Annotated in this window: 19 protein-coding genes; 16 read left to right on the forward strand and 3 right to left on the reverse strand. The window is 53.1% G+C overall.

Annotated elements, in window-relative coordinates; genetic code table 11:
• A partial coding sequence (locus tag Q668_RS13755) for an AAA family ATPase (protein ID WP_036220044.1) occupies positions 1–306 on the reverse strand: 306 nt, incomplete at its 3' end.
• Positions 306–641 (reverse strand): helix-turn-helix domain-containing protein, encoded by a 336-nt coding sequence (locus tag Q668_RS13760; RefSeq protein ID WP_022990199.1) that lies wholly within the window; start codon positions 639–641, stop codon positions 306–308. The genes Q668_RS13760 and Q668_RS13755, both read right to left, overlap by 1 nt.
• 480 nt (positions 642–1121) lie before the next feature.
• On the opposite strand from Q668_RS13760, the gene Q668_RS13765 reads away from it, so the two are divergent.
• From Q668_RS13765 to Q668_RS13835, 15 genes are all read left to right on the forward strand, one after another.
• Entirely contained in the window at positions 1122–1334 is a 213-nt protein-coding gene (locus Q668_RS13765; RefSeq protein WP_022990200.1) for a helix-turn-helix domain-containing protein, read from the forward strand.
• Positions 1331–1945, forward strand: coding sequence for a DUF1819 family protein (locus Q668_RS13770; RefSeq protein WP_036220045.1), 615 nt, complete (start codon positions 1331–1333; stop codon positions 1943–1945). The genes Q668_RS13765 and Q668_RS13770 overlap by 4 nt, the downstream gene beginning before the upstream one ends.
• Before the next feature lie 17 nt (positions 1946–1962).
• Complete coding sequence (locus Q668_RS13775; protein WP_036220049.1) at positions 1963–2553, forward strand: DUF1788 domain-containing protein; 591 nt, start codon at positions 1963–1965, stop codon at positions 2551–2553.
• A gap of 29 nt (positions 2554–2582) precedes the next feature.
• A complete protein-coding gene (brxC, locus tag Q668_RS13780) occupies positions 2583–6152 on the forward strand; it encodes a BREX system P-loop protein BrxC (protein ID WP_022990203.1) in 3570 nt (1189 codons plus the stop codon).
• An 8-nt stretch (positions 6153–6160) separates the two neighbouring features.
• Positions 6161–7834 carry an ATP-binding protein gene (locus Q668_RS13785; RefSeq protein ID WP_022990204.1) on the forward strand — a complete coding sequence of 558 codons (1674 nt, stop codon included), beginning with the start codon at positions 6161–6163 and terminating at the stop codon, positions 7832–7834.
• Between the two features lie 84 nt (positions 7835–7918).
• Complete coding sequence (gene pglX / locus Q668_RS13790) at positions 7919–9721, forward strand: BREX-1 system adenine-specific DNA-methyltransferase PglX (RefSeq protein WP_022990205.1); 1803 nt, start codon at positions 7919–7921, stop codon at positions 9719–9721.
• 118 nt (positions 9722–9839) lie between these two features.
• Positions 9840–11066, forward strand: coding sequence for a Shedu immune nuclease family protein (locus Q668_RS13795; RefSeq protein WP_022990207.1), 1227 nt, complete (start codon positions 9840–9842; stop codon positions 11064–11066).
• Positions 11063–12442, forward strand: coding sequence for an SIR2 family protein (locus Q668_RS13800; RefSeq protein WP_022990208.1), 1380 nt, complete (start codon positions 11063–11065; stop codon positions 12440–12442). The genes Q668_RS13795 and Q668_RS13800 overlap by 4 nt, the downstream gene beginning before the upstream one ends.
• Positions 12439–14565 carry an ATP-binding protein gene (locus tag Q668_RS13805; RefSeq protein WP_022990209.1) on the forward strand — a complete coding sequence of 709 codons (2127 nt, stop codon included), beginning with the start codon at positions 12439–12441 and terminating at the stop codon, positions 14563–14565. The genes Q668_RS13800 and Q668_RS13805 overlap by 4 nt, the downstream gene beginning before the upstream one ends.
• Positions 14558–16270 (forward strand): BREX-1 system adenine-specific DNA-methyltransferase PglX, encoded by a 1713-nt coding sequence (pglX, locus tag Q668_RS17540; RefSeq protein WP_264630561.1) that lies wholly within the window; start codon positions 14558–14560, stop codon positions 16268–16270. Before Q668_RS13805 ends, pglX (Q668_RS17540) begins: the two co-directional genes overlap by 8 nt.
• Positions 16267–18765 carry a BREX-1 system phosphatase PglZ type A gene (gene pglZ, locus Q668_RS13815; RefSeq protein ID WP_022990211.1) on the forward strand — a complete coding sequence of 833 codons (2499 nt, stop codon included), beginning with the start codon at positions 16267–16269 and terminating at the stop codon, positions 18763–18765. The genes pglX (Q668_RS17540) and pglZ overlap by 4 nt, the downstream gene beginning before the upstream one ends.
• 25 nt (positions 18766–18790) lie before the next feature.
• Positions 18791–19945, forward strand: coding sequence for an ankyrin repeat domain-containing protein (locus Q668_RS13820; RefSeq protein ID WP_022990212.1), 1155 nt, complete (start codon positions 18791–18793; stop codon positions 19943–19945).
• Positions 19942–20448, forward strand: a complete 507-nt coding sequence (locus Q668_RS13825; RefSeq protein WP_022990213.1) for a hypothetical protein — start codon at positions 19942–19944, stop codon at positions 20446–20448. Before Q668_RS13820 ends, Q668_RS13825 begins: the two co-directional genes overlap by 4 nt.
• 25 nt (positions 20449–20473) lie before the next feature.
• Positions 20474–22549, forward strand: a complete 2076-nt coding sequence (gene brxL / locus Q668_RS13830) for a BREX system Lon protease-like protein BrxL (protein ID WP_022990214.1) — start codon at positions 20474–20476, stop codon at positions 22547–22549.
• A gap of 100 nt (positions 22550–22649) precedes the next feature.
• Complete coding sequence (locus tag Q668_RS13835) at positions 22650–24371, forward strand: ATP-binding protein (protein WP_022990215.1); 1722 nt, start codon at positions 22650–22652, stop codon at positions 24369–24371.
• A 148-nt stretch (positions 24372–24519) separates the two neighbouring features.
• Here Q668_RS13835 and Q668_RS17315 read toward each other — a convergent pair whose 3' ends face one another.
• On the reverse strand, positions 24520–24666 hold the full coding sequence (locus Q668_RS17315) for a hypothetical protein (RefSeq protein WP_022990216.1): 147 nt from the start codon (positions 24664–24666) through the stop codon (positions 24520–24522).
• Between the two features lie 166 nt (positions 24667–24832).
• Between Q668_RS17315 and tnpA the strand changes: the two genes are divergently transcribed.
• The gene (gene tnpA / locus Q668_RS13840; RefSeq protein ID WP_022990217.1) at positions 24833–25207 is read left to right on the forward strand and encodes an IS66-like element accessory protein TnpA; all 375 of its coding nucleotides are present in this window, start codon (positions 24833–24835) and stop codon (positions 25205–25207) included.
• The last annotated feature ends 4 nt before the right edge of the window (positions 25208–25211 follow it).

Below are 25211 nucleotides of genomic sequence, written 5' to 3' on the forward strand. Positions count from 1 at the left end.
AACCTTGGTCTGGAATACGCATAAATAGGCGACCGCTTGGTTCTTAGGAGCTTCACCAAGGCCGAGTATGTCCGCGCCGGACGTCAGCCACACTGAGAGTTGTAGGGCAAAAATAGATTTTCCAGCGCCCCCAGGTGCTACCAGAGCGCCAACGGAGCCCCGGATCATTCCCGGGATCAGAAAGCTTAGTCTGGGGCCCGGATTTTCGAAGGCACCTTTCACATTTATGGGCCAGTGAGAGAGTTCCCCCTCAAAAACAGTCGGATCCTGCTTGTTGATAAATCTGATAAAGTTGCCGATACCCATCACACACCTCTGCGAGCTCGCCGTGCGTGAGTGCGAATACGGTCTGTGATCTCACCATCCGGTGTGATGCGATTGGATAGGGCCCATTCGATGATCTCATCTCTCCTGAAATAGACCTTTTTGCCGTGGGGTTTGTAGTGGGGGATACGTTTCTCGCTTGTGAGCCGGTAAACGTAGCTGACGGATAGCCCCAACAGTTCAGAGCATTCATCAACAGACATTATCGGCTTTTGGCTTTGATGCTGCCTGGTCAGCAATGTCTGCAGCTTTCTCAGCTCTCGCTTGATCTCCTCATAAGAAGTGCCGGGCTTGGGTGTCAGGAACTGCTCTTTCATGTCTCTTCTCCTCGTGTGTGAAACAACGAGGAATAAGATAAATCAGGGGATCAAAAACCATGGCCTCTGGAATTGCCCAAAAAGGGCGGAAAGAGCGGGTTCCGAAGAAAATTTTAATTTTATTTAAAATCAATAAGTTGTGGTTTTCCTGGTCAACATCTGACAACTGCCGTCAACACCTGTCAGCCAAAAACTTTCACATGTGAAAGTTTTTACCGCAATCCAACCAGAAAATTTCTTTCACATGTGAAAGATCCTGTCCCCTGGGATAAAGCTCAAAATACATCTCAGCGACTCCAGATGTCGCACTAAAGGTGTACCGTCGAGACAGATCCAAGCTCTCTCGCCTTATGCATGCTAATGCCTACCAGTGCGGTTGTTACCTGTGGCATCGCGCTATATATTGGTGGCTAACTTTTTAGGCAATTCCTGATAGGCGGTTGATAACTCACGACCTCTATCAAATTGGGGAACAAACGCATGCACGAACTGGATGACCGCTGGTTATCGGTTGATGAAATTAGTCAGTACCTCGGCGTGAGCAGCGATTCGGTGTATCGCTGGATCGACAAGCACCGAATGCCTGCTCACAAAGTGGGCAGATTCTGGAAATTCAAGAAAACCGAGGTAGACGACTGGGTGAGAGGCGGTGGCGCTTCGGATCAGGCGAACAAGGGCGGTCGCGGCGCATGACGCAGGACAGGTACAGGATTTCTTTCACCTCGGGAAGCTTGTATCACCGGGAATCAGTTCCCCTGGCAGAGCTCTATCAAGCACTGAATGACTGGGAAGCAGTGCGTACTCAAGCCCTGAGTGAAAACCTGCTTCAGGCCAGGACAGAAAGCACGGCCAAACGCACCTGCCGCGAGGCTATAGCGCGTCTGAAAACCCTGAACAATGAGGAACTGAAGTTTTTGGTAGAAGCGAATCACCAGGACCAGGCTCATCTGCTGTGGGTTGCCGTATGCCGTCTTTATCGTTTTGTTGCGGATTTCGCAGTGGAAGTGCTGCATGAACGTTTTCTGGCTATGAAGCTGGACCTGGGCCTGGAAGACTTTGATGCGTTCTACAACCGAAAAGCGGAGTGGCATGAGGAACTGGATAAAGCCAGCGACTCAACACGGGATAAGCTGCGCCAGGTGCTGTTTAGAATGCTGAGAGAGGCGGGTCTGTTAGGAAAAGACAATGCCATCAACGCTGTACTGTTGAGTCCGGGGCTTGTGGAAATGCTCCGTCACAACAATCCGCAGGAACTGTTGTATTTTCCGGTCTACGAGTCTGATATCGGGAGGATATCCGTTTGAGCAAAGACATTGCCAGAATGCCAATGCAGGACAGGTATCAACACCTGTTTAGTGTGGTCTCAGGCCAACGGTTTCTGAATAAGCAGGGACTGGGTAATGAGGTGCCGTTTTTTATTTGCCCATACCGTCCCGAAGAAGCCGTTGAAATGGAGCGGCTCCAAAGGCAGTTGGTAAACCGGCTGGAACAGACCGGTATCCGTATTCTCAGTCTCAACCTGTACGACCTGTCTGTGGATATCTTGCAGGAAAGAGGAATATGGGATCAGGTGCTTGAAGCGGAATCCACAGTCTCGAAAGAACAATTCAAAGAGCTGTTGCAGGGCGTTCTGGATCCGGAACACCACCTGGTACCGGTGATTGCTCAAAAAATCCAGGGCGCTGAATTTGACGTTCTGTTCCTGTCTGGTGTGGGCGAAGTCTTCCCCTACATACGTTCTCACAACGTACTCAACAACCTACAAAGTACCGCCAAGGATCAGCCAACGGTGATGTTTTTCCCAGGCACCTACACCCACTCCTTGGAGACAGGCGCCTCGCTGGATCTGTTTGGTCGGCTGCATGACGACAAGTACTACCGTGCGTTCAACATTTTCCATTACGAACCCTGAACGGACGCAATCATTCGAAGGGAAGTGACATGACACTGAAGAACATCTTTCTCAAGCCCGTTGATCGCCCGATTGAAGGCGTAATCAAAGCCGATGACGAAGAAAGCCTCCGTCTGGAAATCGAAGAATATGTGCTGACCAACGAGGTCGAAAAACGCCTCGAGCAGTTTCTTGATGCCTACAACAACTACGAGGGCGCCAATGGCGTTTGGGTATCAGGCTTCTTCGGCTCTGGTAAGTCGCATTTGCTTAAGATGCTGGCTCTGCTGCTAGAGGATCGTGAAGTTGATGGCGCTTCAACTCTCGACTTGTTCCTGCCCAAGTGCAGTGAAAACGAGATTCTTCGGGGTGATCTCAAGCGGGCAGTATCTATCCCGTCCAAAAGCATTTTGTTCAACATTGACCAGAAAGCGGACGTTATCAGTAAAACCCAGATTGATGCGTTGCTGGCTGTGTTCGTGAAAGTGTTCGATGAAATGTGTGGCTACTTCGGTAAACAGGGCCACATCGCGCAGTTTGAGCGAGACCTGGACAGCCGTGGTCTGTACGAACAGTTCAAATCTGAATACGAAAAGGTGGCAGGTCGCACCTGGCAAAGAGGGCGGGAGCAAGCCCTTCTGGAAGGTGGAAACATTGCAAAAGCGTATTCATTGGTTACCGGTGAAGACCAACAATCTGCCATGGGTATCCTCGACAAATACCGGAGCGACTACCGTGTATCGATTGAGGATTTTGCAGACAACGTAAACAGCTACATCGAGAAAAAGGCGAAAGAGGGCGGCCACAGTGAATTCCGCCTGAACTTTTTTGTCGATGAAGTGGGCCAGTACATCGCTGACAACACCAAGCTGATGACCAACCTGCAAACCATTGCTGAGAGCCTGGCAACCAAGTGCCGGGGCAGGGCGTGGATCATCGTCACGGCTCAGGAAGAGATGAAAAACGTTGTTGGCGAGATGGGCAAACAGCAGGGGAATGACTTTTCGAAGATTCAGGCGCGTTTCAATAACCGCATGAAGTTGTCCAGTGCTGACGTGGCAGAAGTCATCCAGAAACGCTTGCTGACCAAGACCGACGATGGTGTTAACCAGCTATCAGATCTCTACCACGACCAATCCAACAACTTTAAAACCCTCTTCGATTTTGCGGATGGCTCTGCTACCTATCGCAACTTCAGGGATCGCGACCACTTTATCCACAGCTATCCCTTTGTGCCGTACCAGTTTTCACTGTTTCAGTCGGCCATTCAGAACCTGTCCCAGCATAACGCCTTCGAGGGTAAGCACAGCTCAGTGGGCGAGCGTTCCATGTTGGGTGTTTTTCAGCAGGTGGCTGTTCATATTGGCGACCACAAGGTAGGCCAGCTTGCCACCTTTGATCTGATGTTCGAAGGGATCCGGTCCGCACTGAAATCCCAGATACAAAAGGCCATCATCCAGGCTGAAAAGAATCTGGATAACGATTTCGCTATCCGGTTGCTGAAAGTCCTGTTCCTGGTGAAATACGTCAAAGAGTTCAAGTCTACAGTGCGCAACCTGTGCGTTCTGATGCTTGATGATTTTAATCAGGACCTGCCAGCTCTTCGGAAGAGGGTAGAGGAAGCACTGAACTTGCTGGAGCAACAAACTTATATCCAGCGCAATGGTGACCAGTACGAGTACCTCACAGACGAAGAAAAAGACGTTGAGGAGGAAATCAAAAACACAGAGGTTGAATCATCGGTTGTCGAAGATGAGCTGGAAAAGATCATCTTCGACTTCATCATCAAGCAGCGCAAGATTCGCTACGATACCGAGTCCTCACAGAACTCAGGTCAGGATTACCCGTATTCCCGCAAACTGGATGACCGTCTGCATGGCCGTGAACACGAGCTGTCCATAAACGTGATCAGCCCGTTCCATGAGCACACAGACAACGAACAAATGCTACGTACCGCTTCCACCTACAAGGCGGACGAGCTTTTTGTCGTGATGCCGTCAGACGAACGCCTGGTGCGCGACCTGCTCATGTTCAAACGCACCGAGAAATACATCAAACAGAATATCTCGGTCACTCAGCAGGAAGCGGTAAAACGAATCCTGAACGATAAGGGGTTCCAGAACCGGGAACGTGAGGCCCGTCTGCGGCAGCAGGTACAGCTTCTGCTCGGTAAATCCAAGCTCATGATCGGCGGTGCTGATGTTGAAGTCTCGAACGAAGACGCCCAGTCACGCATCATCCGTGGCTTTCACGAGTTGATCACCAGGTCCTATCCCAACCTCCGCATGCTCCGTGGTGTCTCCTATAGTGAAAACGACATCGGTAATTGTCTCAACCGTACAGAAGAAGGGCTGTTTGGTAACGACGCAACAGCTTTGGCGGAATCAGAGCAGGAAGTTCTGGCCTTCATCCAGAGCAATAACCGGGGTGGCGTCCGAACCACACTGAAGAGCCTGCTGGAGAAGTTTGAGCGCAAACCCTATGGCTGGTACTACGCAGCAATTCTTTGCACGCTGGCTAATCTGTGCGCACGTGGCAAAGTAGAAGTTCGCCTCGATGGCAACATACTGGAAGACAGCGAGCTCGAACGAGCCCTGCGTAACACCCACGGCCAAGGCAACGTCGTGCTCGAGCCACAAGTTGAGTTCACCGCTTCTCAGGTAAGAGCACTGAAATCGTTCTATGAGGACTTTTTTGACAGCCCGCCCCGAAGCAGCGAGGCAAAAGCGCTGGGCAAAGAGACGGGTGAAGCTTTCCAGGAAATGATCCACACGCTCAGTCCGCTGGCATCACAGGCAGAGCAGTACCCATTTCTCAATGCGTTAACGCCGGTACTGGATAGCCTGAAAGAGGTTTCAGGTAAGCCCTACACCTGGCACCTGACAGAGCTGGGCAAGCAGGAAGACCGCCTGTTGGACATGAAAGAGGATGTTATAGACCCCATCCGCAAGTTCATGAGTGGCTCTCAAAAAGATATCTACAACCAGGCCCGCTCGTTCCTTCAGAACCAGGAGCCTAACTTCATCTATGTCCCAGGCGATGAGATCACCAAGATCCGCGCCATTCTGAACGATCCCAAGTGCTACAAGGGCAATCGCATCCAACAGCTCAAAGGGCATCTGGACAGCCTGCAGGAGCGAATTGACGAAAAGGTAAAGCACACCCGGGCCGAGGCGGAGAAGTCGCTACAAACCATGCAACAGCGAATGCAAAGCATGGAAGAATACCAATCCCTGCCGGAGCCACGTCAGGAAGAGCTGAATAAACCCTTCCTGGAGCTGACGGAATCCATCGGCCAGGAAACCTTGATTGCCGTGATCAAAGACCGGCTTCGGTACTTTGAAGAACAGGGCTATCAAAAACTGCTCGCCAAAATGGTCTCTCTAGCCAAACAAAAAGCTGAACCGGTTGAACCAAAAGATCCGAGCACGGTTAGCGAAGATGACTGGCAGCCAGAAGAAATCAAAGAAGTAGCCGAGGAATACATTCAGTCACGCAACCTGCATGTAGCCTTCAACAAGGCCTGGTTGGCTGACGAGGGCGATGTAGACCGTTATCTGAACTCCCTTCGTGACGCCTTGCTCGCGGAAATTCGGCAAGGCCGGAAAGTGCAAATCTAGGAAGAAACATGCACGACACAGAACACGACGTACCGGCATTGATCGCAGGGGGTGAAAACCTCACCGTAGAATTTAAAAGCGACCTGAAATGCTTGCCTGACCGGGAACTGATTGCGGCAGTGGTGGCTCTTGCCAACACAGAGGGTGGAGATCTGTTTCTGGGTGTGGAGGACGACGGCACACCCACAGGCCTTCACGCCAATCACCGTAACCTGAGTACGTTGCCAGCGCTTATTGCCAACAAAACGCTTCCGTCGTTGGCTGTGCGGGTTGAACCCCACGAACTGGGTGGCCAGCCCATTGCGAGGATTTGGGTACCGAAATCCCGGCAGCTGGTCTCAACCTCCGAGGGGCTATTGCAGCGGAGGCGCCTGCGCATGGATGGAACACCGGAAGCCGTCCCATTTTATCCACATGAGTTCGTTCAACGTGAGTCCAGCCTCGGCGTTACGGATCCCTCGGCACTGCCTGTGGATAACCTTTCCGTTGAAGACCTGGACCCAATTCAGCGGATTCGCATCCGTAACGCCATCAAAAAATATGGTGGTGACCAGAGCTTGCTGCCCTTGGCAGATGATGAGCTGGACGGTGCATTGGGGCTGACTGTGAACACCGGGGGGCAGCGCCGCCCAACCGTTGCCGGTTTACTCTTGCTAGGCAATGAAATGCAGTTGAGACAACACCTGCCCTCTCATGAGGTGGCGTTTCAGGTACTACGCGGCACCGACGTGCTGGTTAACGAGTTTTACCGCAAGCCGCTATTAGAGACGTTTGAAGAAGTAGAGCTGCTGTTCCGCGCCCGGGTGGAGGAGGAGGAGATTCAGGTCGGGCTGTTTCGCGTGCCCATCCCCAACTTCGATCGCCGGGCCTTCCGGGAAGCTTTCGTAAACGCCCTGGTTCATCGCGACTACAGCGCCCTGGGCGCCGTGCACGTCAAACTGGACGACGACGGCCTGAGCATCAGCAATCCCGGTGGTTTTGTGGAGGGCGTCAACCTGGACAACCTGCTGGTGGCTGACCCTCGCTCCCGTAACCCCTTGCTGGCAGACATCATCAAGCGCATCGGCCTGGCCGAACGCACTGGCCGGGGCATCGACCGGATCTTCGAGGGTATGCTCCGCTACGGGCGTACTGCACCGGACTACTCCATGTCATCCGCTCACACCGTATCTGTGCGCATGAGCGCAGCGGATGCGGACGCCGAGTTCCTGCGCATGATTGTCGAGCGGGAAGAGCAGACTGGCACTGAAATGCCTATCGATAGCCTGATCATTCTGTCCCGTTTGCGCAATGAACGGCGTTTAAAAACCGTTGATCTGGCTAAGTCTGTTCAGAAACCTGAAACGGCCGTAAGGGGCACTCTGGAAAAGCTGGTAGAAGCAGGACTGGTGAAAGCTCACGGTGGTGGGGCAGGTCGCACTTATACGCTGAGCGCCAAGGTATACAGAGGCGCGGGAGAGAAAGCCGCTTACGTGCGTCAGGCAGGCTTTGACACCATACAGCAGGAACAAATGGTGATGAGCTATATCGATCTTCACGGCAGCATTAAACGAGCAGACGTGGTTGAGCTTTGTCACATCAGTCCAGACCAGGCCTACAAGCTATTGTCGAAACTCAGGAAACGGGGCGAGATTGAGAAAGAAGGTGATCTTAAAGGGGCCAGTTACAAACGAGCGCGTTAATTTACACGCGGGGCGTGAATATATACGCCGGTTTATACGCCAGCGCATAACAACCGGTAACGATCAGCATTAAGGCAAGAAGTTATGGAAACCACAAAGCTCAAAAAATTTGCTCAATTTGCCCGCCGTAGCTTGATAGAGCAAGTCTCAGCCAAGCTCAAGCTGGTTTTGTCGGAAGAGAACCCCGCAAGGCGGGAGAGGCCTGAATCCGTCAGAAAGCTGGAAGAGGCGATAGCGGAGCAGGGCAAAGAGCAAATTATCGAGCGGGTAGCCTATATCTGGTTCAACCGATTTTCCGCTCTACGGTTTATGGACGTGAACCGCTATAACCGGGTTGGCGTGGTGTCTCCTGCAGAGGGGCAGTTCCAGCCGGAGATCCTGGCAGATGCCAAAATGGGGCATATCGATGAAGAAATCGTTCCAGATAAGGCTCGCCAGAAAATCTTCGCGTTGCTGGACGGTAAAACGCCAAGCCAGGATCCCCAGGGGGAAGCCTACCGCCTGCTAGTCGTCGCCGCCTGTAACTATTGGCACAGCGCGATGCCGTTCCTGTTCGAGCGCATTGATGATTACACTGAGCTTTTGATGCCGGATGATCTGCTCTCAGGCAACTCCATTCTGGCCTATACCCGCGAAGCCATGACACCGGACGCCTGTGAAGATGTTGAGGTGATTGGCTGGTTGTACCAGTTCTATATTTCTGAGAAAAAGGATCAAGTATTCGAGGCGCTGAAGAAAAACCAGAAAATCACGCCGGCCAATATCCCCGCTGCCACCCAGCTTTTTACGCCGCACTGGATTGTGCGCTATCTGGTGGACAACTCCCTCGGCCGCTTGTGGATGCTGAACAGACCAAACTCACGGCTGATCGAGCGGCTCAAGTATTACATTGCTCCGGACGAAGCCGAAACCGATTTTCTGACAATCAACGGCCCGGAAGACATTAAGGTCTGCGACCCGGCGTGCGGCTCCGGCCATATGCTGACCTACGCATTCGATCTGCTCTACGCTATTTATGAAGAAGAAGGCTACGAGCCGTCCGAAATCCCGGAAAAGATTCTGACACACAACCTTTACGGTATTGAGCTGGATGAGCGCGCCGGTGAGCTGGCCGCCTTCGCTCTGACCATGAAAGCCCGAGCGCGTCAGCGGCGTTTTTTCAACAAAGGCATCAAGCCCAACATCTGCGTGTTGGAAAAAGTTAGCTTCACTCCAGATGAACTGGAAGAGTACATGAACGCCGTGGGCCGCGACCTGTTCACCCAGGGCTTACGTGAAACCTTGCAACAATTCGAGGAGGCTGACAACTTCGGCTCCCTGATCTTGCCCAAGCTTACCAACGTGACTGACGCGCTGGCCGAGCTGGAGACCAAGAATCTGGGTAGTAACCTGTTCCTGGCCGACACGCACAGCAAAGTACTGAAAGTACTGCGCATGGCAGAAGCCTTGAGCCCGCGCTACGCCGTGGTCGTCGCCAACCCGCCCTATATGGGCGGCAAAGGTATGAATGGACGGCTTGGTGCCTGGGCCAAGGAGAACTACCCAAAGAGCAAGTCCGACCTGTTTGCCATGTTCATAGAACGTAATCTGGATATGGCGGTAACTGGCGGCGCTGTCGCCATGATCACGATGCAAAGCTGGATGTTTCTGTCTTCCTTTGAAGCTTTGCGCGGCCGCATTCTCAATCAACACACTATTTTGTCGATGGCTCATTTGGGCGCGCGAGCCTTTGACAGCATCGGTGGCGAAGTGGTCTCAACGACTGCTTTCGTGCTCGAGAACGCCCATAAGCCGAACTATCGAGGCGCGTTTCTCCGATTGGTCGATGGCAATTCGGAAGCTGAGAAGATGGCCATGATGGCCAAGGCCTTTGAGCGGAGCCGGTGAGCATGACCTGTAACTTTCGGTCCGACGATTTCGCCACCTTCACCGACCTGGCCATAAAGTTCTGGTCGGGCACCAACACTACTGTGGGCGAAATAAACGCGGACAGAGGAGGCAGGCTGTGATCAGGATATTCAAGGAGCAAGCCCGTTTGCTGCTGACTTACCAGCCTGACCGATTCAACGATACCCGCTGGCTGGATGAAAAGCTCAGACAGGATGGCAGCGTCACGCTGCGCAGAACGTTCACCTTCACAAACTCCGGTCTCGCCTCGATAGGCAAGCCGCTCCAGATTGACGACGACAGTGAACGCGTATTCGTGCTGGGAGTATCCGAGGGTGACTACTACAAAGTTAACAAAGATGTTCTGGGGCTGAAGTACGATTTGCGGCTCGACCGGGCAATGAAGCTAGAGCCGCGAACTTTTGTTGCCAACCGGGATATTTCGATTTTCCGCAAAATTGATGAGTTGATCGATGAGCCCATCACAGTAGGTGGCGCTGACGAAAGCGCGATTCCGCTGGCCGATTTTGATCAACTTCTGAAGACATTCCCAACAAGCACTGAGCTGACCCACTACGCCCGATCACGTATCGCCCGAGTGTTGAAGGATTATTTCGGAACCCTTTCGGATGCAGAGCGGCACCTCAACAAATACTTGGAGAAAAAGTCCAGGCTTGTCACCTCATCTCGGGGAGGTCTTCTAGAGACCTTCGAGCTGCAAAAGTTCGAATACATCCACGCCGAGCTGAAAGAGATGCTGCGGGAAGCTGAGGAATACCAGGAAAAGGACTGGCAGAGGAAAATCCTGGACCTGTTGCTTTTCATCTTCCCCAAGTACATCGCTGTTCTAGAAAACGTCCAGATCAAGGATTTTTACTCGAAGCCGGGCCGGGCAACCAACCGCTACATAGACCTGATGCTGGTTGATGCCAATGGAAGCGTCGATATTATCGAGGTCAAGAAGCCATTTTCAGATGCATTGCTATCTCGCCACAAGTACCGGGACAACCATACACCGAGAACCGAACTGGCCGGAGCCGTCATGCAGGCCGAAAAGTACCTGTTCCACCTCAGCAAGTGGGGTTGTACCGGTGAACAGGAAATATACAAAAAGCACAAAAACGAGCTCCCGGTCGATATTCAAATGAAGATCACAAACCCCAAGGCCCTGATCCTACTGGGGCGTGACAAAGACTTCACTGACGAACAGCGTTTTGACTTCGAAATCATCCGCCGCAAATACGCCAACATGGTCGACATCATGACCTACGATGACCTGCTGCGCAGAGTGGAAAATATCATCGCCATGATGAAGCAGCGAGTATCTGAAGGGAGTGCACAATGAGCGAGAAAAAAGAACCGCTGAATATCCTCAAAGTTAGAGATGACCATGGGCCATTACAGTTTGCTGCGGACGGCGACAATTTTAGGCTGCAGCCGGGAAAACATGTTTCCTGGTTGAAGTCCGACGAGTTCGACCAGAAAGACTTGCGAAACCGCATCGAGCCTTGGCTTACTTCTCTGGTTCAGTCGGAGCACCTCTCGCTGTTGATTGGTTCCGGAATAACCCATGCCGTGCACCGTATTGCTACGGGCTCTGGTGCACATGGAATGGATCGAACTGGATATGACTTTGGTGATCTAGGCGAGAAAATTTTTGCAGCGGCAGACAAAGAAGCGCCCAAGGTGGGGCGAGCGGAAGCCAATATCGAGGATGATCTGCGTGTTGCGAACGAACTACTGCGTGGCATGGAAATCGTCGAATCGGACAAGAGCGGAGCGTTGAAAGAGCGTATCGAAAAAACCCTTGAGGATTTTTCAGCCTCGATACTGAAAAACGAAACGTCAATTGCTTCGTCGGAAGAAGCAAGGCGCGAGCAGGCTTTCAATACGCTGGTCACCTTTCTGATGAGCTTTGCAAGCCGCACCGGGGTTCGTGATCGCCTGAACATTTTTACCACCAACTACGACCGGCTGATAGAAGCCGGAGCAGAGCTGGCTGGCCTGCACCTGCTGGACCGTTTTCTGGGCAACCTCATGCCGATCTTCCGCTCTTCGCGTCTGGATCTGGACATGCACTACAACCCACCCGGTATTCGCGGTGAGCCACGCTATCTGGAAGGCGTAGCGCGCTATACCAAGTTGCATGGCTCGGTGGACTGGTTGCAGACCGGCAAAGACATTCGCCGTTTCGGTTTGCCTTTCGGCGCCGGCAGCGTCGACCCTTATTTACAAGCCCCTGGTCTTGGTGACGCCACTGCCCAGAAATTAATGATCTATCCAAACGCAGCCAAGGATAGAGAAACCTCAGATTACCCCTACGTGGAGCTGTTTCGCGATCTCGCAGCAGCCGTATGCCGTCCTAACAGTACACTGGTGACCTACGGTTACAGTTTTGGCGATGAGCATATCAATCGCGTAATCCGAGATATGCTCACCATCCCCTCAACCCATCTGGTCGTTATCTCTTACGACGACCCGCTCGGTCGCATCATGCAGACCTACAAGGAGATAGGCAGGCCATCACAGATTAGTTTGCTGATCGGTCCGGCACTGGCCGACCTGAGCACACTGACTGAAAACTACTTGCCCAAGGCCGCAATCGACAAGACCACCTTCCGTATGAGCGAGTTGCTTAAGCAACGATGGGGGACGGAACGCCCAGGCGATCAACACTCGTCGGAAAAGGATCAATCTACTGACGGGGAGGGCTCGCTATGAGTCTGTCTCCACTGGCTTACGCTGACTCTCTGCGCATCGGGACCATTGACTTTGTCTCGCCCGATGAGATCAAAGTCCTTCTGGAAATCGAGGCTCCCGACGGTGTTGCGCTCAATACCGGCACACCGCGCCCATTTCCTCGCATTAACGGCTATGTGCTTATTCCCAGTGATGAAGGCCATTTGGTCGCCCAGGTGGAGTGGATCACTATCGAGCGCTCTCAGTACCCCAAACGCCGAGGCATGCAGGACTTTGGTCTGGTGGACTTACCCTATCCTTTGCGCAAGATGAGCCTGAATCCGTTGGGCTGTCTGTTTTATGATGGCAGCGAAGAGAGTGGCAAAGAGAGGTTTCGTTTCCGGCGTGGGGTCGAGAGTTATCCAACAGTGGGCGATTCGGTCCTGCTCCCTACCCAACATCAACTACGCGCCATCGTCGAGTCAGGCGATAACCGCCACGTAATGATCGGAACCAGCCCTCTGGCCGCGAACGCGGAAGTGGCGGTTGACCCAGATAGGCTGTTTGGTCGCCATTTAGCAGTACTTGGGAACACCGGCAGTGGAAAATCCTGCTCAGTTGCGGGTTTGATCCGCTGGTCCATGGACGCGGCAAAAAAAGCTCGTGGTGACGGGAGTGACCCGAATGCCCGCTTCATAGTGCTCGACCCTAATGGCGAGTATGCCAACACCTTTCGCGACATGAGCAAGGTTCGGGTGTTTGCTGTTGAGCCCAGCGAAGGTATCGAGCAGCTACAGGTGCCGTTGTGGTTCTGGAACAGCGCGGAGTGGAGCGCGTTTACCCAGGCTAGCGGAAAGACGCAGCGACCAATACTTAGAAGGGCTTTAAGAGAAGTTAGGACTGCCGATGGTTCGCTCGCACGTACTACAGAAGAGGAAAAGATCAAGCTTCGTCGAAAAATGTCAGCGTTGTTCGTTCAAGTACAAGCGGCCATTCGAAATGGTATTGAGAAGACAGAAGAAACGAAGTTCGGGTTCAGGCTCAAGGCGTATCTTGACGACATTAATGCGATCAAGGCTGATTTTGGAGAGTACGCCGAGGAATTCGTTGCGGTGACAGCCGCATTAGAGTCCGCCATAAACTCAACGATTAAAGAGTACCCGCCAGGAAATCATTACTTCCGGGCGTTTACTGAAAACCATATTGCAGCGATTCGTGACGCGATTGAAGTACTTGTAAACGAGCTGGGAGGAGTCGTTTACCAAGAGGGCCCTGATGAAAACTGCCCGCTACCGTTCAATAGCACCAGCTTTGCCGACCAAATAGATCTTGTTGCGCAACAAGAGAATGCAACTCAGTTTGTCGATTTTTTGGTCATGCGCATCCGAACCATGCTCTCCGATTCTGGTATTCAGTCCGTAATGGGTGACAAGAATCAGATTACTCTGGATGCCTGGTTGAGGGACTACATCGGCGACAGCGGAGCTTCCAACGGCTCCGTCAGCATCATCGATCTCTCGCTGGTGCCCGCAGAGGTGGTGCATATCATCACCGCGGTTATCGCGCGCATGACGCTGGAAGCCCAGCAACGTTATCGAAAGCTGAACCACGGAAAGATTTTGCCGACCGCGTTGGTGATGGAAGAAGCACACACATTCATCAAGCGCTACAAGGATGACGCAGAAAACCAAAGTTCTGCAGCCATATGCTGTCAGGTGTTTGAAAAGATCGCCCGCGAGGGCCGCAAGTTCGGGTTGGGTTTAGTGCTGTCCTCGCAACGTCCTAGTGAGCTTTCTCCCACAGTACTTTCTCAGTGCAATAGTTTCCTGATGCACCGCATCAGTAACGACCGCGACCAAGAGTTGGTCCACAAGCTAGTGCCCGATAATCTGCGAGGCCTGCTGCGAGACTTGCCCTCGCTCCCCTCCCGACACGCCATATTGCTCGGCTGGGCATCGGAGCTGCCGGTACTGGTGCAGATGAACCAACTTCCTGAGCACCATCGGCCAAAATCGGATGACCCTGACTTCTGGGCCGTGTGGTCAGGTCAGGATAGCGACGGAGAGACGGTCGAGCGCGAGGTGGACTGGAAGGCGGTTGCGGATGACTGGCAGCAAGTCAATACATCTATTGAGGAGCACGATTCGGAGAAAGGCGATGAATAACAAACAGGCAATTGATACCAGTCAACCTATTGAAAACTATCTTTTTCAGGCCTCCGCGGCGGATTTCAAGAAGATTCCTGGCAAGCCGATTGCCTACTGGGCGTCGCCTTCTTTTTGCAACTCCTTCTTTTCTGGTGAAAAGATTGGGAGCGCAGCTAAGAAAGGGCTGAGTTGTAGTGGAACTGATATTTTTTATAGATACCATTGGGAAGTAAAAAAAGATAGTTTTTCTAAGAATGGTGGCGAGGTATGGTTTCCAATTACTAAGGGCGGCCCTTTCAGAAAGTGGTACGGAAACAATGATAATCTCATTTACTGGGCTGACAATGGCGACAGCATAAGAAGTCGAACGGACAAAAGTGGCAATCCATTGGCCGTTATTAGGAATGAGAAAGCATATTTTAAAACTTGTGTTTCTTGGAATGACGTTTCTACGGGGAGGCTGTCTTCAAGGTTCACTCCAGAAGGCAGTATCCCGACTGACTCAGGGCCTGCTATCTATTCAAGCGATAAACTCTACGGAATTTTGGCTTTTCTGAATTCTTGTGTGTCCAAGCCTTTTACTGATGTTTTGTGCCCTACAATTCACTTTGGAGTTGGGCAGATTTCTGAGTTTCCATTGCTTCTTAATCCCGAAATCAGTTACCGGGATGTTACAGAAGCTCTTATTAACCAGTCAAAGCTAGACTGGGATTCCTACGAAACCTCCTGGGACTTCACTGGTCTACCGCTCCTGAATCCCGACTACCTTCAGCCAACTCTGAAGGCTACCTATCAAAAGCTCCGCGCAGATTGGCAGGAAATGACGCTGGAGATACAGCAACTCGAGGAAGAGAACAATCGCATCTTCATCGAATCCTACGGTTTACACGATGAGCTGACACCAAATGTACCGCTGGATGAGATCACTCTGACCTGCAACCCCCACTACCGCTACGGCAGCAACAAAAGTGAGGAAGAGTTGGAGGCGCTGCTTCTGGCCGACACTATGCGGGATCTGGTCTCTTACGCCGTGGGATGCATGTTTGGCCGCTATGCGCTGGACAAACCGGGGCTGATCCTGGCCAACCAGGGAGAGACCATTGAGGACTACCTGGAGCGGGTTCCGGAGCCGAGCTTCCCGGCGGACGATGACAATGTCATCCCCATGCTCGATGGCGACTGGTTCACTGACGACATCACTGAGCGCTTCCGTGAATTCCTGCGCATCGCCTTTGGCGAAGAACACTATGACGAAAACCTCCGCTTTGTCGAGCAGGCGCTGGGTAAGGACATCCGCAAGTACTTCCTGAAGGACTTCTACAACGACCACGTGCGCCGTTACAAGAAACGGCCCATCTACTGGCTGTTCTCCTCTCCCAAGGGCTCTTTCAATACGCTGATCTACATGCATCGCTACCAGCCACACACCGTGGGCACGGTGTTGGAGTACCTGCGGGATTTCAAGGACGAGAAGCTGAAAGCCCGGAAAAACCATCTGGAGGCCGTCAGTATCAGCGCCGGGGCCTCCCAGGGTGATAAGACCAAGGCCCTGAAAGAGATCGAGAAGATCAACAAAATCCTCGCCGAGCTGGATGACTACGAGCGGGATGTACTTTATCCCCTGGCTACCGAGCAGGTGGAAATCGATCTCGATGACGGGGTGAAGGCCAATTATCCGAAATTTGGCGACGCTTTGAAAAAGATTACCGGGTTAAGCCAATGAGTGACCGTATTAGCCAGGCTCTGAGCCGACTGTTCGATAAGCACCGAATCGTATTTTGGTATGACACCAAACACGAGCTGCGCGGTGACTTCGAGGCGGTTTCCATCCCGCACGTGGAGAAGCTGGAAATCGCCAACAACGAGTACGCTCTGAAATATCGTGTTCTGCGGGAGTCACCCGACCAGAAGTTCCTTCTGTACAAAGAAGGACCGCAACCGGAGGATCTGGATAACTGGTTGCTGGATGTGCAGTTGGCCCACGGCGAGTTCCGGACTGACCAGGTGGCTATCTGGCTGTCTGAATTGGAATTGGGACTCGAGTTTGCCGAGGTGGCCCAGGCCCACGCGGAATTTTTCCAGGCGATCAAGCGCAAAGAGGCTTTGAAGAAGTTTCTGAAATCGGACGACACTGCCGGCCAGCTGCGCCTGAAGATGCTGGCCGTGTGTGCCGGTAGCGAGCCCCGTATGGACTCGGTGGTGGAAACCCTGCTGCAGCAACTGGCGGAAGAGCGCGATGATGGCATTCGGCTGATTGAGCGTTGCGGTCTGGATAGCTTCCTGTGGGAGCAACTGGCCCGTTTCTACGGCTATGCGGCCAGTGGACCCAGCCTGCGCGATTTTGTGATCGAGCTGTTCAAGTCCTGCTACGCCATGGGTACCGATGGCGAGGTCAAACTGACCGGCGATGCCCTGGTGTTCCTCAAGCGCTGGAAAGACAGCCGGCAGTTCGAGCAGGGGTTTGAAACTCTGTCTGCCGAGTGTGCCGACGTGCTGGGCATTGAGCAGGATCTGGGTAAGCGGGATTTCCGGGACCTGGTTGAGCTGGACTACTTCCGGCTAATCGACCAGAAGATTATCAGTGACCTGGTGCGGGCGGTGGTAGGCCGCACGGTCACTAGTGGCGATGTGGCGCTGTGGGTGCGGCAGCGGCGGCAGGGCCATTGGTACGGGGAGTTCCGCCACCTGTATGAAGCCATTGAGTTTGCGGCCCGTTTTGTCCAGATGCTGGGTGAGGCTCGTCTCACCATGGACAGCCTCTCCGACGGCGTTCAGCGATACAGCCGTTCCTGGTTCCAGTTGGATCAGCTCTACCGCAAGTTTACCTACCATGTGCGCATGTCCGGCCAGGCATCGTTGATGGGCGATCTCAGTGAGCAGGTGGAGAACCTGTATTCCAACAACTACCTGCTCAAGCTGGGCGATGGTTTTCAGGTTCACGTGGACGCAGCGACGCGCTGGGAGGCCTATCCGGTCGTTCAGCAAAAGGCCTTTTTCGAGCACTGGGTTCGCCCTTACCTGCGCAAGGACAAGCGGATCTGTGTGATAATTTCCGACGCCATGCGCTACGAGATTGGTGACGAGCTGCTCGGCCTTATCCGGCAGGAAGATCGCTACAGCGCGGAGCTCGAGCCGGCTCTCTCGACCCTTCCCAGCTATACGCAGCTCGGCATGGCGGCGCTGCTGCCCAACAAGTCCTTGGCGATTGCCGACAACGATACCGGCACGGTACTGGTGGATGGCCAAAGCTCACAGGGTACGGTCAACCGAACAAAAATCTTACAGGCTGCCCTGGATGGACGGGGCCAGGCCGTCAAGGCGGAGGATTTTATGCAGCTCAACCGGGAAGACAGCCGGGAGCTGCTCAAGGGTAATGATGTGCTGTACATCTACCACAACCGCATTGATCACACCGGTGACAAGATGCATTCAGAGGGGCAGGCCTTTGAAGCCGCAGAACAAACCCTGGGTGATCTGATTCGTCTGATCAAGAAGCTCACGGCGGCCAACGCCAATAACCTGCTGATCACCGCTGACCACGGTTTTATTTACCAGAACCGTGAGCTGGATGAGAGTGACTTCCTGGGCGATGCCGTTTCTGGCGATGATATTCGCTACCGGGACCGTCGGTTCGTGCTGGGTAAGGGGCTGTCCGCCTCTCCGGCCTTCCATCACTTCTCGTCTGAGCAGCTTGGGCTGGACGGCGAGATGGAAGTGCAGATTCCCAAGTCCATCAACCGGCTGCGTCTTAAAGGCTCTGGCAGCCGCTTTGTGCATGGCGGCGCATCCCTTCAGGAGGTTGTGATTCCAGTCCTGAAGGTTAACAAGAAGCGCCAGAGTGATGTCAGCGCCGTTGAGGTGGACATCCTGCGTGGGGCCAGCTCGGTGATCACTTCCGGCCAACTGGCCGTCACCTTGTATCAGTCCGGACCGGTTACCGAGAAAGTACAGCCTCGCCACCTCCGGGCTGGGATTTATACCCAGTCAGGGGAGCTGATCTCGGACAGCCACGAGCTGTCGTTTGACCTGACCTCGGAGAACCCCCGCGAGCGGGAGCTTCAGGTACGATTTGTGCTGAGCCGAAAGGCGGATGAGGCCAATGGCCAGGAGGTTTTTCTAAAGCTGGAAGAACAGCACGCCGGCACCTCCCACTACAAGGAATACAAATCGCTCAGGTATTTGATGCGCCGCTCGTTTACCAGCGATTTTGATTTTTAGATTCAGGGATTACGAGAGGTAGTACATGAGTGCGCTGCTGAAAGCGGTTAGAGAAGGGCGGTTGGCTGAGGTTAAAGCTGCTTTGGCCGAAGACGACTCGATTGAGAGTGGAGTGCTTAGTGCCACAGCTTTCACCTTGGCACTGGAGTCGGGCTTCAAGAATGTTGCGATGGAACTGCTTTCGGATTCACGATTTGATCCGAACGCGGCTGATACTGAACCGCTTCGGCTTGCCATTCGACTTGGCTACCTCGATATCGCCTCCATTCTTCTGGAGAAAGGGGCTAATCCGAATTTTCGGTGTGAGGAGTCCAGCAGTGCTTTACTGTTGGCACTTGAGTACGAGTATTTTGAGCTTGCCCAGGAGATGGTCGCCAAGGGCGCTGAGGTAAATATCCGCAACTCGAGAGGGTGGACGCCACTCATCTGGGCGGCCATCAAAGGCTACCGCCGTATCGTGGAGTTTTTGCTGGAGAATGGCGCGGATATCCACATCTGCAATAGCGATGGCTGGAATGCACTGACCGGGGCTTATTTCAAACAGCGCACCGACATCGTGGAATTGTTGATTGAGCGCGGAGCTCACTTTGGCAGGAAGTACAGCGAAGCAGCACTGCTATCGGCCTATGAGCAAGGCTACGATGACACGGTCCGAAAGCTTGTGAGTGATGGCTGTAACGTCAACATCATGGATTCAGAGGGGACGCCGCTTCTTATTCTCGCTATACGTCGTGGGGATTTGGAGGCGGTGAAGCTTTTCCTGGAGCACGGAGCGGATGCCAATTGCCGGTCTCCTAAAGGTAATCCAGCTCTGAGTGTGGCCTTGGGGGTCCATGACGGGATTGCTGAACTTCTTGTAGCGCATATGGCTGCCCCGAATATTGAGGATCACCGGGGTTGGTGGCCCTTACATAGAGCTGCTAATCGTGGAAGTGCGAAGCTTTGCCAATTGTTGATAGATAAAGGTGCGAATCCTGATCAAGTAAGCAGTGAAGGGTTTACATCATTGATGTATGCCGCGAAAAAAGGAAATTATGAAGCGGCTGAGGCGTTGATAGACAAAGGGGCAACGTTGGCTCTTAAGACTTACGGGGGGAATACTGCCGAGGATATTGCTCATGAGAACAAAAATTATCAGATTAGAGACTTGCTAGCCGATAGCGGTATGACTGAAGAATGATCGATTCAACAGAGGTTTTTCAGGCAGTCAGACGGGGTTATAGCGAGCTCGAGACGGCATCAAATACCGAGATTATCGATTATTTCTCATCAATTGATGGTGACTCTGTCGCCGGCCACGTCAGCCATGTCAAAGGTATCTTGTTTGAGCAGGAATATGTAGAACTGTTGTCAGCCCAAGGGGTAGAGGCCCAGGTGTTCGAGGCGACAAACCATCCGGTAACGGATGTGGCCATTATGGACGGCGATAACATCGTGCAGGAGATTCAGCTCAAGGCTACAGATAGCAGTAGCTACATTAGCGCGGCTATCGAGGAGAACCCGGATGTTGGGATTGTGGCGACCTCAGAAGTGGCCGCAAGCTTTGATGGTGATATGGTGATCGATTCGGGAATTGAGGATGCAGCTCTGGAGCAGGCGGTCAGCGAAACTGTTCTGGATGAGGCAGTTAATCCCCTGAGCCCATTGTCAGTGATCGGTTGGATGTTCGGCCTGCCTTTTTAATTCTGTAACAAACAAGGAAATCAAAGTGAGCGTACTGGACGACAAAATTAATCAGCACTTCCCGGGTCTTGTGGTCCGCAAGGATCTGGTGAAAACGGTCAAGGGCAACGCGATTGTGCCATCGTATGTGCTGGAGTATTTGCTCGGTCAGTATTGCGCCACCAACGATGAAGCCACGATTCAGACCGGCATAGAAACCGTAAAGGAGATTCTGGCCAAGCATTACGTCCATAGGAATGAATCTGGACTGGTGCGCTCGAACATCAAGGAAAAAGGTCGTTACAAGGTCATCGATAAAATCAGCGTGGCCTTGAACGAGAAGACAGACGCTTATGAGGCCCAGTTTTCCAACCTGGGTATCAAGAAGGTATTGGTCGATTCCGCAACGGTAAAAGCGCACCCAAAGCTGTTGGTGAGTGGCGTTTGGTGCATTGCGGACATCGAATACGAATTCGCAGAAGACAAGAATGTCAGTCCCTGGATTCTCTCGACCCTCAAACCCATCCAGCTGTCGCATTTTGACTATGACGCCTACGTTGCGGCCCGCCAACAGTTCAGTACCGATGAGTGGGTTGACCTGTTAATACAAAGCATTGGCTTCAATCCGGATATGTTTGGTCGGCGCAGCAAGCTGACCCAACTGGTTCGACTGATTCCGTTCTGTGAGCGCAATTACAACCTGATCGAACTTGGCCCCAAAGGTACCGGTAAATCCCACGTGTACTCGGAGTTTTCACCTCACGGGATTTTGGTGTCCGGCGGTGAGGTGACAGTACCGAAGCTCTTTGTGAATAACTCCAGCGGCAAGATTGGGCTGGTGGGTTATTGGGATTGCGTAGCTTTCGATGAGTTTGCTGGCAAGCAGAAGCGAGTCGACAAAGCCCTGGTCGACATTATGAAGAACTACATGGCTAACAAGTCCTTCTCACGGGGCGTGGAGACTCTGGGTGCTGAGGCTTCCATGGTATTTGTCGGGAATACACGGCACACCGTTCCGTACATGCTGAAGCATGCAGACTTGTTCGATGAATTGCCGGAGAAGTTCTACGACTCGGCGTTTCTGGACCGGATCCATTTCTATATCCCTGGGTGGGAGGTCGATATTATCCGGGGCGAGATGTTCTCCGACGGATATGGCTTCGTGGTGGACTACCTGGCAGAGATCCTGCGCTCGATGCGGAACTATGACTATTCTGACCAATACCGTGATCACTTCACCCTATCTTCAGATATTTCAACTCGTGACCGGGACGGTATCAACAAGACATTCTCCGGGTTGATGAAAATCCTGTTCCCGCAGGGTGGAGCGACCGAGGATGAGATTGAAGAGCTCCTGCGCTTTTCCATTGAAGGCCGAAAGCGGGTTAAAGACCAGCTTCAACGGATTGATACCACCTACGGAGAGGTTCGTTTTTCTTACCAGGACGAGAGCGGTAAAGAAGTTCTGGTGACCACGCTGGAAGAGGAAGAGTATCCGAGCTATTACCATCGGACGGTGGCGTCGGAAGAGAGCGGCGACAACACGCATCAGGCTTCTGATGTCGCAAAAGCAAAGCCCAGCGAGGCTCAGCCGGCAGACCCAGTGTCTGAATCGGAGCCTGAAGAAAAGCACCTGACATTTCAGGAGAATCAGAAGGGCATCTCATTCGACGACTTGTTCGGCCCGTACCTGAGGGGAGCCTGCAAGATCACCGTTACAGACCCCTACATCCGGCTTTTCTACCAGATCCGCAACTTCATGGAATTTCTCGAAGCGATTGTGAAAAACAAGTCTCAAGAGGATGAAGTGACTGTTCACCTCATCACCGTTCGAGATGAGTTCAAGGGTGACCTGCAAGACGAGAGCTTTGAAAAGATCCAGGAATCCGCTCACACCGTGGGCATCGACTTCACCTGGGAGTTTGATGAAAGTGGCACCATTCACGCCCGCCATATCGTCACGGACCACGGTTGGAAGATATCGCTGGACAGGGGACTGGATATCTTTCAGCACTATGAGATGAATGAAGCCTTTGCATTTGCTAATCGGTTGCAGGAGTTTCGGTCTAGCAAGGCTTTTGAGGTGACGTTTATTAAATACAAACCTACGGAAGTTGAGTGAAAGTAATACGAGGGAGCGCTCTGGGCAGTCGTTCCCAGGAACTCGATTATTTGCCTTAGAACAACGCCCGATCTCCATTAAAAAGGAGTGCATCTGAAACATGCGAACCCTCGCCGACATCGAGGCACTGCTGCCGGAGCTTGACCACTGCATCGCAGATGAGCTGGAAAGCCAGGACCTAGACTTCAAACAGTGGGACCTGAAAAGCCGTGACAACGCAGTCAGAACGGTAGTGCAGATGGCCGTGTGCATGGCCAATGGTGGCGGTGGTACCGTGGTGTTTGGCGTGGCTGATCGCATACAGGGGCGGAACAACGCTATCCTGGGCGTACCACAGGAAATAGACGCCAATCTCCTGAAAAAAGCGGTATACGACCAGACTGACCCGAAAATAATGCCGGTGTTCGAAGAACTGGCCGTACCGGAAGGCACTGGCCGGGTACTGTTGATGCAGATTCACCCCGGTATGCCGCCATACACGGACACTGCAGGGCGGGGCACCATCCGAGTCAGTAAAGATTGCGTTCCGCTGACGGGCACCGTTCGCCGTAAGATCAGTGTGGAAACCGGCGAGACTGACTATACCGCCGAGCCCGTTGCCCCTGTGGACAGCTCGCTTTTGTCGGCCACAGCGCTGGAAGCATTGCGCAACCAGGCCAGCAGGGAACGGGCACCAGAGGATCTGCTGCGTTTGTCTGACGCAGAGCTGCTGTCCACCCTGGGGCTGATCAAACAGGGCAAGCTTACCAGGGCGGCGATCCTGCTGACCGGCACTGAAGTGGCTATTCGGGAATACCTGCCCGGCCATAACTGGACTTTCCTGCAAATGACCTCTGATACCGACTACGGCATCCGGGAAGACCGGGTCAGTGCACTGCCCTTGTCCGTACAGCGCATCGAAGAACTTCTGGTGCCCTTTAATCCTATCACCACCTACAAGCAGGGCATGTTCCACTACGAATACCGCACCTGGCCAGAAATTGCCGTGCGTGAGGCGCTGATGAATGCCTTTTGCCATGCCGATTTGCGCATAGCGGGGCCGGTGATGGTTAAGCTCTATGCCGACCGGTTGGAAATCAGTAATAACGGCGGGTTTATTGCCGGAATCACTCCTAACAATATTCTCCACCACCAACCGGCTGCCAGAAACCCTTTGCTGGTTGAGGCCCTTACCCGGCTGCGCCTGGTAAACCGCAGCAACCTCGGTATTAACCGCATGTTCTCCGCCTTGCTAATGGAAGGCAAAGAGCCACCCCAGATCCGGGAAATTGGCGAGTCAGTTCAAGTCAGCTTTCCCAAACGGGAGTTGAACGCCACCTTCCGTCTGTTTGTGGCGGAGGAAAGTGAACGTGGGCGTACCTTGGGCGTGGATGAGCTGATGCTTCTGCAGTACCTGCTCCACCATCCGGAAATAGACACCAACACTGCCGCCAACCTGTGCCAGCGTGGCGAAGCAGAGATGCGCGAAAAGTTATCCACAATGGAATCGGCTGGCTACATCGAACATGGTGGTACCGGCCGGGGCGCCTACTGGTGCATCCAGCCAGAGCTTTACAATCGCCTGGCTGACGACGGCCACAGCGAAGCCCGCCGTCGTATTGGCTGGGATGCCGCGAAAACCCGGGTGCTCAGTATTCTGATGGAACGTGCGAAGCGCGGTGAAGAAGGCTTGAGAAATGCTGAAGTGCGCAAAATCACCAAGTATTCCCGTAATCAAGTAACCACGCTGATGAGGGAGTTGGCCGCAGAAACTGGCCGGGTCAACCAGTCAGGTCACGGTGCAGGCTCTCGTTATTACTGGGAGGCAGACAAGAGGGAATAGCCCAGCCAATGCTTTACGTGCAATTAAGAGTGCAATTTATCCAAAATTTGCAATTACAATTGCACTGTATGCAATTCGTGCCCAGTGAACTTATTAAGGATGTGACGCGTGATGCCATTTGATCATTGGGCTTGGTGTTCCGGACCTTCTACGGGGTTCGGTTTGGCCGTTTCACGAATTTGGTTTTAAACCAGTCTTCCAGGCGATCTGCTTTGAAGTAAGCGGCGCCGCAGATGGCCAGTACCACCAGAACAAAGCTGGCAAAGCCAATCAGTGTTGCAGATAGATCGATCACAGAGGGGTCTCCTTCTGTTGTGTGGTTGGAACACAGCTCCCATCAGGCAGCCTCGGATTGCCTTTGCTCTTTTGCGACAGAGGCGTAACCGTCCGGTAATCCCATCTTGAGCCAGGCGCTGCGGCCGTCAGGATAGTGTCCACTTATTTTTAAGTGGACACTTAACATGACCAACATAAGCGTAAACAAGCCCTACCAAAAACGTCGTCGTTACTCCAAAGAGCTGAAGGCTCGTATCGTCGCCGAATGTCTGAGGCCCGGGGCGTCTGTTTCCCGGATTTCGCTGGATAACGGCCTCAACGCCAACATGGTCCGGCGCTGGATGAGCGAAGCGCGAAGGGCGGCTAAAACTCCGGAAACACCTGAATTCGTTCCGGTCCGTCTGCCAGCAGTGGCCTCTGCACCGAGCAACCAATCCGTTTCAGACAAGCGTAGCACCATCCGCATCGAGATTCCCCGCGCCGGTGGTGCGGTTGTGGTGGAGTGGCCTGCGGAGCAGGCCCATCAGTGTGCGGCTTTGCTTAGGGATCTGTTGGGATGATCCG

The sequence above is a fragment of the Marinobacter sp. ES-1 genome, from assembly GCF_000475255.1.
GTDB classification, from domain to species: domain Bacteria; phylum Pseudomonadota; class Gammaproteobacteria; order Pseudomonadales; family Oleiphilaceae; genus Marinobacter; species Marinobacter vinifirmus.

Excerpts from the sequence above, each read along its gene's own strand:
- Q668_RS13760 (WP_022990199.1), bottom strand. The coding sequence starts at position 641 with ATGAAAGAGCAGTTCCTGACACCCAAGCCCGGCACTTCTTATGAGGAG.
- Q668_RS13765 (WP_022990200.1), top strand. The coding sequence starts at position 1,122 with ATGCACGAACTGGATGACCGCTGGTTATCGGTTGATGAAATTAGTCAG.
- Q668_RS13770 (WP_036220045.1), top strand. The coding sequence starts at position 1,331 with ATGACGCAGGACAGGTACAGGATTTCTTTCACCTCGGGAAGCTTGTAT.
- Q668_RS13775 (WP_036220049.1), top strand. The coding sequence starts at position 1,963 with ATGCCAATGCAGGACAGGTATCAACACCTGTTTAGTGTGGTCTCAGGC.
- brxC (WP_022990203.1), top strand. The coding sequence starts at position 2,583 with ATGACACTGAAGAACATCTTTCTCAAGCCCGTTGATCGCCCGATTGAA.
- Q668_RS13785 (WP_022990204.1), top strand. The coding sequence starts at position 6,161 with ATGCACGACACAGAACACGACGTACCGGCATTGATCGCAGGGGGTGAA.
- pglX (WP_022990205.1), top strand. The coding sequence starts at position 7,919 with ATGGAAACCACAAAGCTCAAAAAATTTGCTCAATTTGCCCGCCGTAGC.
- Q668_RS13800 (WP_022990208.1), top strand. The coding sequence starts at position 11,063 with ATGAGCGAGAAAAAAGAACCGCTGAATATCCTCAAAGTTAGAGATGAC.
- Q668_RS13805 (WP_022990209.1), top strand. The coding sequence starts at position 12,439 with ATGAGTCTGTCTCCACTGGCTTACGCTGACTCTCTGCGCATCGGGACC.
- pglX (WP_264630561.1), top strand. The coding sequence starts at position 14,558 with ATGAATAACAAACAGGCAATTGATACCAGTCAACCTATTGAAAACTAT.
- pglZ (WP_022990211.1), top strand. The coding sequence starts at position 16,267 with ATGAGTGACCGTATTAGCCAGGCTCTGAGCCGACTGTTCGATAAGCAC.
- Q668_RS13820 (WP_022990212.1), top strand. The coding sequence starts at position 18,791 with ATGAGTGCGCTGCTGAAAGCGGTTAGAGAAGGGCGGTTGGCTGAGGTT.
- Q668_RS13825 (WP_022990213.1), top strand. The coding sequence starts at position 19,942 with ATGATCGATTCAACAGAGGTTTTTCAGGCAGTCAGACGGGGTTATAGC.
- Q668_RS13835 (WP_022990215.1), top strand. The coding sequence starts at position 22,650 with ATGCGAACCCTCGCCGACATCGAGGCACTGCTGCCGGAGCTTGACCAC.
- tnpA (WP_022990217.1), top strand. The coding sequence starts at position 24,833 with ATGACCAACATAAGCGTAAACAAGCCCTACCAAAAACGTCGTCGTTAC.